Source organism: Fusobacterium sp. (assembly GCF_032477075.1).
Taxonomy (GTDB): Bacteria; Fusobacteriota; Fusobacteriia; order Fusobacteriales; family Fusobacteriaceae; genus Fusobacterium_A.
Map to the genome: position 1 here is coordinate 1 of NZ_JAWDXO010000049.1, position 15323 is coordinate 15323.

Here is a 15323-nt window from a genome sequence, read left to right on the forward strand (position 1 = left end):
ATGTATGTCTCCTTTGTATAATTAGGGTGGTAACTATATTATACAAAAAAGAGAGCTGAGTGAAACATTTTTTTTAAATGTTACTCAGCTTTTTTTATTAAAATCTATAAATTGAAATATTATAGTACTGCATAGAATGATAAAAGCATAAATTATACAAATTCCGATAAAATATTTTACAAATTTGTATAAAAAATATATAATATAAATAAATTAATATAGAAAGGAGAGAGCAATATGGAGAAAAAAAAGGAATTTTCAAAGTATCTTGAGAATTTTATGAGAAAAAATGGATATAATTTAGAACAAATTTCAAGAGAGACTGGAGTTCCTATAGCAACAATAGGACACTATAAAACAGGAAGGAGAACTCCTAAAAATGATTTTATTGACAAATTTGTTTCTGGATTCAATTTAAGCTCTCAGGAAAAAAAAGAAATTACAATGGCAATTGCTATTGATAGGACACCTGAAGTTATTAAAGATAATATTTTTGATTTTAAAAATGTAAAGCCTATAAAACTGATGGAAGTTCCATTGTTTTCAAGTGTTTCAGCTGGACTTGGGAGAGAAACTATAGCGGAGCCCATAGATTTTATTTCAATACCAAAAATCTCAGGAAATAATATAGTAGCTATTTTAGTACAGGGAGATTCTATGGAAGACACTATTTTAGATGGTTCTATTGTAGTTGTAAATACAGAGTTAATGCCAGAAATAGGCGAAGTTGGAGTATTTTTAACTAAGGGAAGTGATCATGCTGATGGTTTGGTAAAAAGATTAAAATATAAAAATGGTGAGTATGTATTGGAAAGTGATAATAAGGAATATAAAGATTTAAGAATAGAAAATAGTGATATTACAGCTTATGGAAAAGTTATCCAAATAATAAATAATACAAGTAGAAGAAGAAAAGATCCCTTAATCTCTTATATAGATAAGTTAGATATTTATGAAAGAGAAATGATAGAAAGTATGTTAAAAGGATTGATAGAAAAGAAAAAAAACCTAAATAAGTAGAAAAAAAGAAATTTTTGGAATTATATAAAAAATAATTTTAAAATTTGTCTTGACTTTTTTTATACAAAATTGTATAATAATTTTAAGATGATTTCATGAAATATCTAAAAGTTTTACAGAAACAGATTTATAATTGAGATAAACAAGTTTTTCCTAGGTTCCTATACCTATTTTCAAGGACTATGGTTGCTTATTTTTAATATTTTTTTAAAAACAAATTATACAAAAAAGTATAAAATTAAACCGATTTAACTGAGCATCAATATTTTAATATTAGGATGTATGAAATCTTTCATTAAGAAATAAAATTATTGATTTAATATTAGAGGTATGAAAATAAGTAATTGAAAATTCTGGAGGATTTGGTATAGGAATCTGAAACAAACAAAAATACAGGAGGGATACAAAGTGGTAAATATAAAAGAAGTAGTACATAACAGTAAGGAAAGATTTTTAGAGGTGCAGCCTAATGGAGTAGGTATTTACATTGGAATGCAGGCATATGAAGCTATAAAGAACGAAAGTGAATATACAGATTCAATGAAAACTATAATTCCTAAAATGGAACTTTTAACAGGAACATTAGCTGGTGCAGAGTTTACAGTTACATCAGGAACTGTAGAAGTGACGGCAGCTCCTAAAAATGTCGTAGTAGCTCTATTTGATAAATCAGAATTAGATGGATTAGCAACTGCTGAAAATTTTAAAGGAATGGCAAACCCTAATCTTGTTGAAATAGTAAAAGTAACTGCAATAACTGCAAGTTCAATTACTTTAGCAAATGTACCTGTAAATTCAGCTTTTACAAATGCTGTTTTACTTGAAAATGATGGATATATCGATGTAGCTCAAATAACAGATTTTTCATCAACTGAACAGCAAGCAGAGATAAGTACAAACAATAAACATTCAAATGGATATGAAAGTGCAATAGGGGGATTAAAAACATCTTCTATAGATGGAATTCAAGGATACTATCATCCAGATTTTCCCTCTGTGGCTACAATAAACTTTGCATTTGATGGAGAATTTACTATTAAAGCAAGACATGGAGCATTAAAACAAAAAAATACTCCATATATTGAAGGAGTTTATAAAGTTGCAGAATTTACACATTCAGGAACTCTTGATGGTGGAAGTGCCCTATCTTATACAGCAAGCTTAAAACTTCAATCAGGAATGATAGAGAAAAAAGTATTTCAATAAGGAGAATAGGGGAGAAATCCCCTTTCCCTTGTTCTTTTAAATGAAAATATTGGAATATTTTGATTTAAAAAAATAAGATGGGAGGTTATATGAAAGTAGAAATAAATGACAGAAAATATAAATTAAAACTTAATTTAAGAGCAAGGATAAAGCTTGCAAAATATTATTCAGATGAAGTAGAAATGTATAAAAAAGCAGTAATAGGAGACTTAGAAGTTATTACTAAGATAATTTATTGTTCACTTCAAGAATATCAACTTTCCTATGAGGTATTTCTGGAAAGTTATCCTGATATAAAAGAAAGCTATGAGATGTTTTATAAGGTTTTTCAAAAGTTAATAGAAGATGCTGGAAATCCTTTAAATATAAAGATTAAAGAAAAATCAGAAGGAAAGATTGAAGAGAGAAAATCAGATAAAACTGATTTTAGAGAACTTATTATTACATTAATGAGTAAAGGATATAAGCAGGAAGAAGTATTGGATATGACCTATTGGGATATAAATCTCATATTTGAAGCTGACTATAAACATCTGGAAAGAGAAGTATTTCATACAAATGCATTGATTAATACAATAGCTGGAATAGTTGGAAACAAAGGAACAATAGATATTCTTGGAAGAAAGAAAAAAGAAGAATATAGAGATTATTCAACATTTCATGAGATAGGAATATTGTTGAATAGGAAAAGAATAAATTAAGATTTGGAAGGAGGAGAGAATGGGATTAGGAACATTAATATCAATGAAAGCTTTTACAGAGGCTCTATTTGGTGCAATAGTAGGATTAGCAGTTCAAGAGACTTATGAGTTTGCACAAAAAGAGATACAAAAAATAATTGAAGAAGCAGAAGATAATATAAAAACAGAAAAACAAATTAGTATTGAATTAGAAAAAAAATTAAAAGAATTAAATGAATTAGATAAAAAACAAATTTTAACAATAAACGAACAAAAAAAATTGAATAAAGTATTAGAATATTTTAAAAAAACAGATATAAAACTAGCTAATTCTTATGAAAAATTTAAAATGAAAGAGATTAGTTATGCAGATTATCTTAATGTAAAAAATGAAACAAAATCAGAACTTGACTTAAGAAATTATCTAATAAATTCTCAAGAAAAATATTTAGAATATGAAAAAGAATATCAAAAATTACTTAGTGACAATAGTAAATATGAACATGAACATAGATTGCAAGTAACTCCTAAACTAGGAAAAAAAATGATGGGTGGAATGAATAAGGCAAATATTAGAGAAGCAGATAAAAAAGTTGTATTAGAATCAATTGAAAATATGAAAAAAAGAGAAGGATCAAAAGACAAAAATGAAGAGTTAGAAAGATATATCAAAAATGAAAAGAGAATAAAAGAACTTGAAAATTTAAAACAAACAATAATAAAAGATGTAGAAGAAAAAAATATTATAAATAATACATTTGATAATGAAAAGGAAAAAAAAATAATTGAAAAAAAAGCAAATAAAAGTAATGTTGAAGAAAAATATAAACAGGAAGAATTAAAAATAAATGCTAAATATAATAAAGAAGTTTTAGATGAAACAGAAGCCTTTAATGAAAAAATAAAAGAGCTTTTAAAAAGTAAAAATATAAATGAAATTCAAGAAGCTAAAAAAAATCATGAAAAAAAATTAAAAATGCTGGAAGAAGAGAATAAAATTGAACTTCTTAATCATCAAAAGACTAAACCTGGGGCAACAAAAATTGATATTGAAAATTTAGATACAAAAATAAAAATGCTTGAAATAGAAGCTGAAAAAGAAAAAAATATTAATGAAATTAATCAAATAGAAATAGAGATTAAAGCTAGTGAAGAGGCTAAATTATCCAATATTAATAATATGGGAGCAGGACTTAAAAATCTTGCAAGCATGTTTCAAATGCTAGGAGATGTTACAGGTAAGCAATCTATAAAAGACATCTCTAATGTGTTGGGAACAGGAAGTTCCTTATTTGATTTTTTAAATGGTAATGAAATTGGTAAAAAATGGTTAACTGATACTTTTGGAAATAACGCAATTCCTTCACTTGATAATTTTAATATTGGAAATGGGATAGGAAATATAATAAGTGGTGCTTTAGGTGGAGGAACTGAAGGTAATCTTGGAAGCATTATTGGAAGCGGAATAGGAACAGTAATGGGTGGGCCAGTAGGAAGTATTGTAGGTGGAGCCATTGGAAGTATTGGTGGAAGTATATTTGGAAGTAAAAGTAAAAAGAAGAAAAAGAGAGAGGAAAGAAAGCGAAAAGCTGCTCAGGAAAGATTAAAAAGAGGATTAATATCTGGACAGTATAAATGGCAAGATGTTGTTGAAGCATATAATGAAGATCTTTTAAAATTAGGAACAGGAAGCTACATTGATCTTTATGACAAGGTTTCTGCAAATACAGATTATGATAATGTCTTATCAAGTCTTAGTGGAGCAAAATCAGGTTCTGATGGAGTGAGTATGACTACTCTTAAACAATTGATGCCACAGTATAATGAACAACAGATAATTGATTGGTTTAAATCTTTAACTGGTGGAGCAGTATTAAAAGGAGATATTTTAAGTACAGGAGAAGGAAAATATGGAGCTATTGATATTGGAGAACTAGCAAAACAAGTAACAAATGCAAATAGAGATCTTGAAAAAACACTTAAAACAACAATTAAAGGAATTATAAATTTTTCAGCAGATAGTTTAGCAGCAGTTGTTAAAAAAGGCTTTTTTGGAGGAATGGAAGATCTTGGAAATGACATCGAAAGTATGCTTGCTGAAAGCTTGAAAAATACTTTTGTTAATACTGAAATATCAAAAGCTCTATTTAATGGAATGTCAGATAAAGTATCAGACATAGTAAAAGAAATGTTTGTAAAAGACGGCAATCTGGGAATTAACCTTGAAGCAGGAGATTTAGAAAATTTATCACTTACACAATATATGGAACTTATTAAAAAATATACAGAGATTTCCAATGAAAAACTTGAAGAGTTATTCAGAGAATTAGGATTGAATATGGATAACTTAACAGGAAGCATGAATAATTTAAATAAAAACATGAGTAAGAATACAGTTCAAGGAATGGCTACAAATTTATGGAGATATAATTTAGGACAAAATGTGACAAGTGAATTTAATGGTGTGTTTGAAGTTGAGATACCAATAATTCTTGGGGATCAGTTATTAGATAAGAGAATAATAAAAATAACTAGTGACAGCATAAGAAAGGCAAGGAGGAATAAGTTTTAATGAGGACAGAAATTATAAAAGCAGATAACAGCAATCATATAATAACAATAACAAAAAAAGAAGAGGAAATAACAATTGAATTCGATTTTGAACTTGTTCCTGAAATAGTACCTCACTTTACTCTTCCATTATGGGCAATAGGAAAAGAGGAAGAGTATGAGTTTGAAGGTGGATTTGTACTTAAAGCCGATAATACAGGAACAAGAGATATTCTTTATAATCTTTTAGCAAGAATAAAAGAACATAGAGAACTTATATTCGTCTGTAAAACAGCAGATAAATATAAAGGGCAGTTCAGCTATATTTCTCAGGCATTAAAAGATAATGGAATAATTATGAATGGAATAAGATTAAACTGTATAGCAAATATTGATAATACAAATTTTGCTACAATGTTGAATAGTGTAAGAAATCATCAAGGAAATCTAATTGTTTCCACTACATTTGATACCAAGAGAAAAAAAATCTTTAATATTACAACAGTTCCATTAACAAATATAGAATATCTTCTTTCTCCTAATGTTTACTGCAATACTGTAGAAGAATTTGAAAAGATTCTATATAGTGATACAGGAGGGTACAAAATATTTACAATAACAGGAAAGGATTACACAGTTATTTTGAAAGATGAAGTGAATGAAAGTTCCCAAACAGCAATAATTAATGGAGCAGTAAAAGATTGTAAAATATATTCTTTCAGTTTAGAGGAGGTATAGAGAATGAGAAAATTTTTGCTTAAATATGAACTCCTTAATAATGAAGGATTATGGAAGAATTTTACAGAACAGGTTGTTGGAACTACAACTATAAATCTTGGAAATATAGCTGAAGTTGGGAGTGAAGATTTTGGGATAGATAGCTTAAAGAAATTTGCCAATCTTACTATCCATAATGATAAAAATAAAAGGCTTACAACAGGACCAATTTTATCAACCAATCAATTTCAGTTAGGGAGAAGAATAAGAATAAAAGTAAGAACAGCAAAATCTACAAATCACTACAATTTAAATTTGACTGGAGAAGATAGGACCTATCTTCTTCTAAAAAATATAAAAGGAGTAGAGGAAATAGATTTGGTAAGTGTTTATGATGGAGAACATTCATTATCCCCAGCAGAAGCTGATTTAAAAATAGAAAATACTTCTCAAATGGCAAATGGTTTGTATGTATATTTTAATAGGGTGGTTAAGCAGTATGAAAAGATAGGTTTTCTAATAATAACAACAGCAAGTGATCTTGATTCTGATAGAGCAGAATTTGAAGGGACTGGGGCAAGAGAATATTTTATTCCAAATGTAGATCCAGATATTGTAGAAGTTTTAGGTTACTATAAGTATTCATATCTCCCTTGGGGTATTGGATATTTTTCAAGAAAATACTTTTCTGATACATATGGGGTAGAATACCTCTATTTTGCTAAAGAGGATGATCCAGATAATTTTCCATATTATATAGAGAGTGTTGTTAAAGAACAAAATGGAATAAGGATAAAATTAAATACTGAACTGCCAGTAAATGAAAGAATGGTAATTGGACTATTTTTCAGTGCAGCAGAAGATATCATAATATTTGATGGAAAAATAAGGCGATATGAAGGAAGAGGTTATCATAATGTTTCTCTTGAATGCCAAGATTTTTCATATGACCTTGATGTTATAGCAATAAATAAGACATATCCTAAAGGAGTTACATTTGAGGATACGATAAAACAAATATTGATTGATAACAAAAGAGAAGATATAGAATTTCTGTACGATTCTTACAATACTGCTACCTTAACAGAAGATTATAGTATTGAAGATACAACTATATGGGATTCTATTCAAAAACTTGCACTGTCAAAGGGATGGAGCTTGTACTTTAGATATGATAGAACAAAAAATAAACAGGTACTGATTTTTGAAGATACAATTTCAGCAAGTTATATAACTTATCAGCTTCTTAGAGGAGATGTGGTTGGAGAATTTAATTATGTAGGAGATTTGACAAGAGTAAGAAATATTGTATCAGTTGTATATAAAGATCAGAATGACAGTAATAAAATAAAAACAATAGAACTTAAAGATGAAGATTCAATACTTAGATATAGAGAGAATAGATTAACATTGGGACTTGATTTAACAGAAAATTTAATAACTACAAATGATATGGCTATGAAGCTGGCAACTCAGGCATTAAAAGATTTAAAAGACCCAGTAGTGAACTATACAATTGAAACAACTTTAATGCCTAAGTTAAAACTTAATGATGAGTTATGGTATATACATGAAAACTTAACAGAGAGACCATTGTTTTTAAGAGCTTATTCTATTGAACATTCAGTTTCAGTTGGAGATACAGGAGAACTTCAATGTAATACTGTTATTACAGGTGGTGGAAAAATTCAATATAAACTTAATGAATGGCTTTATAATGACAGCAAAATAAAAGATGATAAAGAGATAATTATAGTATAGGGAGGAAAAATGGCACTTAATAAAGGAAGATTAGAAGAAATAGCAACAGCAATAGCCTTGATGTATGATCCTGAGGTTTATTCAAAATTAAAAATGGAGATAAATAAACCTATGGCAGATGTTCCAGCAGGGCATGCTTTAAATATCAACTGGGACAATATTGTAAATTCATATAAGATAATAAAGGATTTCCTAAAGGAAACTTTATATAAAGAAGATATGTCAATGGAAAATATTGGAAATAAACTTGTACAAAGGGGAACAAATGGAGGGATAAAAGTAGGGGATATTTATACTACAACACCCTCAAATAATGGAGCTATTGCTGTAGATAGCGGAATAGCATATAAAGATTCAACTGGGATAATTAAATATACTAATAATTTTACAGAATTTAGAAAATTAACTAATACTATATCAAAGGATGAAATGAATACTGTTGAAAAGTTAGATATAAATGGAAATTTTCAAATGTGGGGAGGAACAAAGACAATTACCTTAAAAGAAGAAGCTAAAAAATATAAGGTAATAGCTGCTAAAGCTGGAGGATCACAAGCAGATGTACAATTTATGCTATTAATTCCCAATCAATTAGTAAAAGCAAGAGAACATGATAGAAATGGAGGAGGAGAAATACACTTGATTTGGGATGGAGCAATAACTATAGCAGTAACACATTATATACATAGGGATGGGAGAACAGGAGAAGTAGCAGGAGTGTGGGGGATAATATGAAAAAAGGAAATATTTTATTAAATATAAATGCAGATGTAGTAGAAGGACCAAAAGGGCTATCTATAAGAGAAATAATGTATAAAGAAACATTAGCAAATGGAAATAATATATATCAAGTAGTTTTAGAAAATAATATTGTAATAGGGGAAATAGAATGTAAAAAAGGAAATAAAGGAGATAAAGGAGAAAAAGGAGATACAGGAAAGGGAATCTTAGCTATAGTAAAAAAACAGAAAATAGGATTGATGAATTATTTTGAAATTCAATATACAGACAAAACAACTTGGGAATTTGCTATAGAAGATGGTGAAAATGCTTATGAAGTAGCTGTAGATAATGGATTTGAAGGAACAGAAGAAGAATGGCTACTATCTCTTATAGGAAGAGGGTTAGAATTTAGTTGGGAAGGAAGTAGATTAGGAGTAAGGGTAGATGGAGAAACAGAATATCAATATAGTGATGATTTGAAAGGGGAAAAAGGTGATAGAGGAGATATCGGACCTGGAAACATTCTTTCTATTGGAAAAGTTGAAAAAGGAGAAGAGCCTCAAGTAACAATAGAAGGAGAAAGTCCAGAACAAGTATTAAATTTTGTACTGCCTAAAGGAGATAAAGGTGAAATTGGGGAAAAGGGAGAACAAGGAGAACAGGGAAGAAAAGGAAATGGTATAGTAAGAACTCAATTTATAAGAGAAGATAATGAAAGAGTATATTATAAATTTATATATGATGATGGATCTGAATTTCAATGGTCAACTTGGAAAGGAGAAGCAGGTATTTCAGTAACAGGAGCAATTGCAGGAGATATTGTTGATACATTGGATAGAACAGTAGAAACTCAAGAAGACTGGTTATCACTTGAAAATTATAGAGCTATAAATATATTAGACTATTCTGAGATGCAGGGTAAAGTAAAAACTACAAATACATATTGGGAGAATATTGTTCCAAAAGATTTGGCAGGAACTGATGATTCAAGATTTACAATGGAATGGGCATATTTTGATATGAATGGAAATAAATATCCACTGCCATCTCAAAAACTAATAGCAGGAATCAAAGGTGGAAATCATAAACCTGAAAAAATAATTCTTCCATATAGCTCTAATCAGCCAATAATGCAAGGAGCTGGAAATTATAAAATAACAATAGCTTTTGGTGGAAGTATTGTAAGAGAATTAATAGCCAATAATAAAAATATATTATGTATCGTTGACTTAAGATTCAAATCTCATGTTAGAGATCAATATGGAAATACTATATGGAGTTGGAATGAAATAGTTAATAGTTCAGGATTTCATACCAATAATTATCAAGTGGGAAAAGCTCAAAAATCAGTTCATAATCTTTTAAGTAAATCAAAAGGAACAACAGATATAAGAATTGCTGTTGGAATGCAATATAACAAAATGGCAATGGAAACAGGAATGTTAACATCATATCAAAATATTGATGATGCAAGAGATCCTAATTATATTGGATTTATAATTGACTCAAATGAAAATGATTTAGAAATTGAAATTTATAAAATGGAAATGTGGGTTCTTAAAAATGGAAATGAAGAATATTTAGATTTACCTCCAAATAAATTAATGCCTAATTTTATACCATATTGGGAAGATTCAGCAAATAGTGGAGGAGACTTTGCTGATATTGATAAGTATTTTTATCTGGAACAAAATTTAAAAAGGCAAATTTATTTAGGAAAAAAAACAACAAGAGCATAAAAATTTTAAAAACAATATTATAAATGAGGTGATACTTATAAAGATACAGAAAATAGTAAAAGATATGGATTTAAATAAGGTTATGTATATAATAGCTCTAAATGAAATATCAGGAAATGAAAATGTTATATGCAGATTTAGTTATGCAGGAGGAATATCAGGATATAGTTTTGGGAGAAGTCAATTTGATGTAAAGCATAATTCAAAAGCAGGAGAATTTTTAAAAGAAAATTGTGGTTTTACAGCAGGAGATATTGAGAGATTATTAAGATTAGATAAAAATATTAATGATCTTAATGAAAAATTAAGGAAATATAGAAAAGAAATAGATGAATTAGATAGAAAGCATATAAAAGAAATGGTAAATTATGTAGCCAATCTTAATGAGTTACCAGAATTTGAAGATGAAAAGACATTTGTCCATTTAGTGGATTATCATAATCAATTTAATCTTAGTAAAAATGGACTTATGCATAATTTTATAAAAAGTAAAAAAATATTGAAATCTGAAGATATATATAATTTTAAATTAGGTTTGAAATGGGGAAAAAAAGCTCCTCAAGATGTAAAAAGAAGATATTTGAATATAGAGAATAATTGGAAATAAGAGAGGTGACACTAATGTTTCAAAAAACTGTATTAAATGTAGTAAGCAGTTTTTTACCAGATATATTAAAAAAGTATTTACAGCCAGAAGAGATTGATCAAGTAATGGCAGATGTAGAAAAAGAGAGATTACAAGTATTTTCAAAAATGCTTGAAAGGGGAGGGATACTTCATCTATTCTATGTATATAGTATATTGGTAATATTTCATCATATAATCACTCCTTATCTGTCTGCATTTATGGGAGTTGAAATATATAGCCTTCCTATTCCAGGAGAATTAACAGCACTAATTGGAAGCCTAGGAGCAGTTATATTAGGTAAGAAACATCTGGATAAAAAATTAAAAAACTAAATTTACCAAAAAAGTGAATGGAAACAAGAAAGAAGTTCAGAAGTTCTGTATGAACTTCTTTTTATATTAAAAAAAGAGTGGAAAAGATTTTATTTTTAGTAAAAATTCAGTATTTGATCTCATTTAATATAATATCTTTAAATTGTAATCTTTCAAAAAAAATGATAGAATAAAGAATAATTTTATAAATTATCAAAGGATGTAGAATATGATAGTAATGCCTTTTATTTGTCTTTTTTTAGGAATTGTTATAGGAAGAAAAAATCTTTCAAAAAAAATGATGGAAAAAATAGATATTTCTGTAAACATAGTTGTAGTAATTTTAATGGCTACTATTGGTATGAATATAGGAATTAATGAAGAAATAATATCAGAACTTGGAAAAATAGGATGGAATTGTGCAGTTATTTCTATTTTTGGAATGGGTTTTAGTATAATTTTTACTGTTATATTAGAAAAAAGTATTCTTCCCTTAGAGGAGATAAAAAATAAAATAAATCTTGAAAATCTTAGAGATAAGAAAGAAGTTGAGCAGGAGAAAAGTGAAAAGTCATTGTTGACTATAGTTATTCCAGTAAGTGTAATATCAGGTGTAATGATTGGCATTTTTTTCATGGATAAAACCTATGAAATATTTTTAAACTACTCTCTGATTATTTCATTGGTAATGTTGTATACAGGAGTGGGAATATTTCTTGGAAGTAATTTAAATGTATTGAAATATATAAAAGAAATAGGAATAAAAATTTTATTAATATCTTTAGCAATAGCTGTTGGAAGTATTTTAGGAGGAGTTGTATCTGGAAAGATGTTAGGAGTTCCTATAGAGATTTCTGTTATTTCAGCAGGAGGAATGGGGTATTACAGCTTAACTGGAGCATTTATGACCAGCAGATTTGGAATTGAAGCTGGGACTTATGGTTTTATTGTAAATATAATGAGAGAATTTTTTACTATATTTTTTCTTCCTGTACTAGTCAAAATAAGCAAGGGGAGTGCAATTGCTTCTGGGGGAGCAGGAAATATGGATACAATGCTTGTACCAGTGACTAAATTTGTAGGAACAGAATTAGGTTTGGTTACTCTTATAACAGGAATTATATTAACATTTTTTGTACCTGTTATACTGCCTCTTTTAGGAAGAATATTTGTTTAATAAAAACAATATAGATGAGATTATAATAGTTATTCCAGATAATGGAAAATATATTAGGTTTAGCTGAAAATATTACTTGAGGTGAAAGATGAAAGATAATAAAGATGAAAAGATAAAGGTAATCTCTTCTATAACACTAACAATTGTGGCTTTAGTATGGGGAACTACGTTTGCTGTGATAAAAGATACTTTAAGTATTGTTCAGCCGTTTTCACTTATGATGTTGAGATTTGGGTTTTCAGCTTTGCTTCTCTCTCTTCTTTATATAGGAAAAATAAAAAAAGCAAAAATAAAAGATATAAAGAATGGAAGTATAATAGGGATATTTATGTTCCTGGCATTCTATTTTTTAATAATCAGTATAAAGAATACAACAGTTTCTAAGGTATCTTTTATAATAGGAGCATATGTACTTATAGTTCCATTTCTTGCATGGAGAATAAATAAAAAGAAACCAGATAAATATGCTCTAGCAGGAGCTGTTTTAGCAACTATTGGATTAGGATTTTTAACAATTGAAAAGGGAGTGGCATTTAATGTTTGGGATATAGCAGCAGTTTGTTGTTCATTTTTCTTTGCTGCACATATGATAGCAATTGAAAGATATGGAAAGGATTCAGATCCCATACTTATTACTGTAATTCAGTTTATAGTAACAGCAGGAATATTTGTTGTTCTAACAGGATATTTTGAAGGATATGATTTTTCAATTCTCCCTAGAATAAAATGGACTTTAGGGTATCTTGTAGTTATAAGTACAGTTATATCTTTTGCTGTGCAAACTGCTGTACAAAGATATATTTCCTCTACAAGTACTGCTTTAATATTAACTCTTCAATCAGTTTTTGGAGCTATTTTTGCAGTTTGGTATCTAAATGAAAGAATGACTTTTCAAATGGGAATAGGATGTGTATTAGTATTTGCAGCAATACTTACACAAGAAACAAAATGGAAGTTTTTAACAAAAAAAGATTAGTAAAAAAATGTACTGAAAAGTTCACAATAATTTCACAAACTCTTGGTATATTAAGAATATAAAATCTTTCCCCAAGATGTTTTAATATATAGATAAAAGAAAATCCCTCCAAAGAAGAAGGGATTTTTCTTTTTTTGTATTTTTTATAAAGAATATTTTTTAGGAGGATTTCCTGAAAAATCATAAAATATAGCTTCTGCACCCTCTAAATAGAATATTTCAAAAGCAGGGTTATCAGGTGTTTGATAAATTGATTTTACAAGAGAATTATTTTCTATTATCTCTGATTTTACATCTATATTGTCATTAAAAACAACTCTTCCATGGATTCTCAGCCATACTGCTGCTGGAGTAGAGGAACATAACTCTACATATGGATTATTTTTTATTTCCTTCCAAACTTCTTTTTGATTTGAGGTACAGAAAAATAGTTTTCCATTTTTTTCTAACATAAATTGAAATGGACGAACTTTTGGTTTATCGTCCAGACCAATAGTAGCAAAAAATTGTACAGGATTACTTTTTAAAAAATTTAATACTTCTTTCATATTTATTCCTCCTAAAACTTGTAATTTTGTTTCTTTATATATATAATAGCATATAGAAGTATTATATAAAGTAAGCACTTTAAAGTTATATAAGCACCAAAAAGATACTATTGTGTAAAAATAGTAGTTTAAGGAGAAAAGAAATGAAAAAAAGAGAATTGCCTCTATGTCCTGTAGAAATAACTATGGAACTTATTGGAAATAAATGGAAGGTATTAATATTAAGAGATCTTATGGAAGGAACAAAAAGATTTGGAGAATTAAGAAAATCAATTGGAGAAATAACACAAAAAGTTCTTACACAAAATTTAAGAGCTATGGAAGGAGATGGATTACTTGAAAGAAAAGTATTTGCTGAGGTTCCTCCAAGGGTTGAATATACTCTTACCACTACAGGATATAGTCTGAAAAAAATATTAGATTCAATGTTTTTATGGGGAGATGAATATAAGAGAAATAATTACTAGAAATTTCACGAAATTTTCACAAACTCTTGGTATATTAAGAATATAAAATCTTTCCCCAAGATGTTTTAATATATAGATAAAAGAAAATCCCTCCAAAAGAAGAAGGGATTTTTTCTTTTTTAAAAATATAATTTTAAGATATTTTAAGAAAATAATAGTGATCTTATATCTGTAATTTAATTGATAAAGTAAAAAAAATAAAAAAATATTGAAAAAAATTGATAATTAATTTAAAATATATAGGACATTAAAAAAATAAAATAGAGTATAAAGTTAAAAAATAAAAAATTATTGATTAGGGGGATAAGATGGAGAGTAGGGTAGAAAAAATAAGAAAGTATTGTGTAATAGGATTTATAATAGTAGGACTAGCATGTATATTTGTTGAAAAATCACAAGGACCTAAAAAATATACGGGAACTGCTGAAGGGTTTGACAGTGAGGTGAAAGTTGAAATCTTGGCTAAGAAAAATGGAAAAGGAGAGCTTAGAATAACTGACATAATATGTACTCATGGGGATACTGAAGCTATTGCAGGACCCGCTGTAGAAAGTTTAATAGCAACTGTTAAATCTACACAAGATATAGAATCTCTTGATACTATTGCAGGAGCTACTTACACTTCAGAAGGATTTATTGATGCAATGAAAGATGCATGTTCAAAAATAAAATAAAAAATTTATATATAAAAGGCTCAAATTTTTAATTTGAGCCTTTTTTCATTTCTTAGGAAATTATAATTTGATAAATTTGTTGAAAAAATAAAAAATATTAATTATTTTAGCTTCATATTAGATATATTTAATCGAATAAGATTAAA

The 15323-nt window shown here is 28.0% G+C and carries 15 protein-coding genes; 14 read left to right on the forward strand and 1 reads right to left on the reverse strand.

Translation table 11 applies throughout. From position 1 onward, the window contains the following. Window positions 1-237 precede the first annotated feature (237 nt). The 12 genes from E6771_RS14575 to E6771_RS14630 all read left to right on the forward strand — a co-directional run bounded on the left by E6771_RS14575 (window position 238) and on the right by E6771_RS14630 (window position 13488). A complete protein-coding gene (locus tag E6771_RS14575; RefSeq protein WP_316092074.1) occupies window positions 238-1020 on the forward strand; it encodes a LexA family transcriptional regulator in 783 nt (260 codons plus the stop codon). Between the two features lie 408 nt (window positions 1021-1428). Then, on the forward strand, window positions 1429-2226 hold the full coding sequence (locus E6771_RS14580; RefSeq protein WP_316092075.1) for a hypothetical protein: 798 nt from the start codon (window positions 1429-1431) through the stop codon (window positions 2224-2226). A gap of 89 nt (window positions 2227-2315) precedes the next feature. Next, the gene (locus tag E6771_RS14585; protein WP_316092076.1) at window positions 2316-2927 is read left to right on the forward strand and encodes a hypothetical protein; all 612 of its coding nucleotides are present in this window, start codon (window positions 2316-2318) and stop codon (window positions 2925-2927) included. Window positions 2928-2946: 19 nt separating this feature from the next. Next, on the forward strand, window positions 2947-5478 hold the full coding sequence (locus tag E6771_RS14590; protein WP_316092077.1) for a hypothetical protein: 2532 nt from the start codon (window positions 2947-2949) through the stop codon (window positions 5476-5478). Then, complete coding sequence (locus tag E6771_RS14595; protein WP_316092078.1) at window positions 5478-6194, forward strand: hypothetical protein; 717 nt, start codon at window positions 5478-5480, stop codon at window positions 6192-6194. Before E6771_RS14590 ends, E6771_RS14595 begins: the two co-directional genes overlap by 1 nt. Before the next feature lie 3 nt (window positions 6195-6197). Next, the gene (locus tag E6771_RS14600) at window positions 6198-7934 is read left to right on the forward strand and encodes a hypothetical protein (RefSeq protein ID WP_316092079.1); all 1737 of its coding nucleotides are present in this window, start codon (window positions 6198-6200) and stop codon (window positions 7932-7934) included. Between the two features lie 9 nt (window positions 7935-7943). After that, a complete protein-coding gene (locus E6771_RS14605) occupies window positions 7944-8669 on the forward strand; it encodes a hypothetical protein (RefSeq protein WP_316092080.1) in 726 nt (241 codons plus the stop codon). Then, window positions 8666-10396, forward strand: a complete 1731-nt coding sequence (locus E6771_RS14610) for a hypothetical protein (RefSeq protein ID WP_316092081.1) — start codon at window positions 8666-8668, stop codon at window positions 10394-10396. Before E6771_RS14605 ends, E6771_RS14610 begins: the two co-directional genes overlap by 4 nt. Window positions 10397-10460: 64 nt before the next feature. Beyond that, window positions 10461-11003: a hypothetical protein gene (locus E6771_RS14615; RefSeq protein WP_410054680.1), complete on the forward strand. Its 543-nt coding sequence runs from the start codon at window positions 10461-10463 to the stop codon at window positions 11001-11003. 14 nt (window positions 11004-11017) lie between these two features. Next, on the forward strand, window positions 11018-11356 hold the full coding sequence (locus tag E6771_RS14620; RefSeq protein ID WP_316092082.1) for a hypothetical protein: 339 nt from the start codon (window positions 11018-11020) through the stop codon (window positions 11354-11356). 208 nt (window positions 11357-11564) lie between these two features. Then, window positions 11565-12512 (forward strand): lysine exporter LysO family protein, encoded by a 948-nt coding sequence (locus E6771_RS14625; RefSeq protein WP_316092083.1) that lies wholly within the window; start codon window positions 11565-11567, stop codon window positions 12510-12512. Window positions 12513-12600: 88 nt separating this feature from the next. Further along, window positions 12601-13488 carry a DMT family transporter gene (locus E6771_RS14630; RefSeq protein WP_316092084.1) on the forward strand — a complete coding sequence of 296 codons (888 nt, stop codon included), beginning with the start codon at window positions 12601-12603 and terminating at the stop codon, window positions 13486-13488. 143 nt (window positions 13489-13631) lie between these two features. Here E6771_RS14630 and E6771_RS14635 read toward each other — a convergent pair whose 3' ends face one another. Then, the gene (locus E6771_RS14635; RefSeq protein WP_316092085.1) at window positions 13632-14036 is read right to left on the reverse strand and encodes a pyridoxamine 5'-phosphate oxidase family protein; all 405 of its coding nucleotides are present in this window, start codon (window positions 14034-14036) and stop codon (window positions 13632-13634) included. Window positions 14037-14179: 143 nt separating this feature from the next. Between E6771_RS14635 and E6771_RS14640 the strand changes: the two genes are divergently transcribed. After that, a complete protein-coding gene (locus tag E6771_RS14640) occupies window positions 14180-14503 on the forward strand; it encodes a helix-turn-helix domain-containing protein (RefSeq protein ID WP_316092086.1) in 324 nt (107 codons plus the stop codon). Between the two features lie 308 nt (window positions 14504-14811). Continuing rightward, window positions 14812-15177 (forward strand): FMN-binding protein, encoded by a 366-nt coding sequence (locus tag E6771_RS14645; protein WP_316092087.1) that lies wholly within the window; start codon window positions 14812-14814, stop codon window positions 15175-15177. The last annotated feature ends 146 nt before the right edge of the window (window positions 15178-15323 follow it).

Bases quoted from the DNA above. Each gene is read 5' to 3' on its own strand.
- E6771_RS14615 (WP_410054680.1), top strand. From the start codon at position 10,461: ATGGATTTAAATAAGGTTATGTATATAATAGCTCTAAATGAAATATCA.
- E6771_RS14635 (WP_316092085.1), bottom strand. From the start codon at position 14,036: ATGAAAGAAGTATTAAATTTTTTAAAAAGTAATCCTGTACAATTTTTT.
- E6771_RS14625 (WP_316092083.1), top strand. From the start codon at position 11,565: ATGATAGTAATGCCTTTTATTTGTCTTTTTTTAGGAATTGTTATAGGA.
- E6771_RS14595 (WP_316092078.1), top strand. From the start codon at position 5,478: ATGAGGACAGAAATTATAAAAGCAGATAACAGCAATCATATAATAACA.
- E6771_RS14605 (WP_316092080.1), top strand. From the start codon at position 7,944: ATGGCACTTAATAAAGGAAGATTAGAAGAAATAGCAACAGCAATAGCC.
- E6771_RS14590 (WP_316092077.1), top strand. From the start codon at position 2,947: ATGGGATTAGGAACATTAATATCAATGAAAGCTTTTACAGAGGCTCTA.
- E6771_RS14630 (WP_316092084.1), top strand. From the start codon at position 12,601: ATGAAAGATAATAAAGATGAAAAGATAAAGGTAATCTCTTCTATAACA.
- E6771_RS14585 (WP_316092076.1), top strand. From the start codon at position 2,316: ATGAAAGTAGAAATAAATGACAGAAAATATAAATTAAAACTTAATTTA.
- E6771_RS14620 (WP_316092082.1), top strand. From the start codon at position 11,018: ATGTTTCAAAAAACTGTATTAAATGTAGTAAGCAGTTTTTTACCAGAT.
- E6771_RS14600 (WP_316092079.1), top strand. From the start codon at position 6,198: ATGAGAAAATTTTTGCTTAAATATGAACTCCTTAATAATGAAGGATTA.
- E6771_RS14645 (WP_316092087.1), top strand. From the start codon at position 14,812: ATGGAGAGTAGGGTAGAAAAAATAAGAAAGTATTGTGTAATAGGATTT.
- E6771_RS14640 (WP_316092086.1), top strand. From the start codon at position 14,180: ATGAAAAAAAGAGAATTGCCTCTATGTCCTGTAGAAATAACTATGGAA.
- E6771_RS14575 (WP_316092074.1), top strand. From the start codon at position 238: ATGGAGAAAAAAAAGGAATTTTCAAAGTATCTTGAGAATTTTATGAGA.
- E6771_RS14610 (WP_316092081.1), top strand. From the start codon at position 8,666: ATGAAAAAAGGAAATATTTTATTAAATATAAATGCAGATGTAGTAGAA.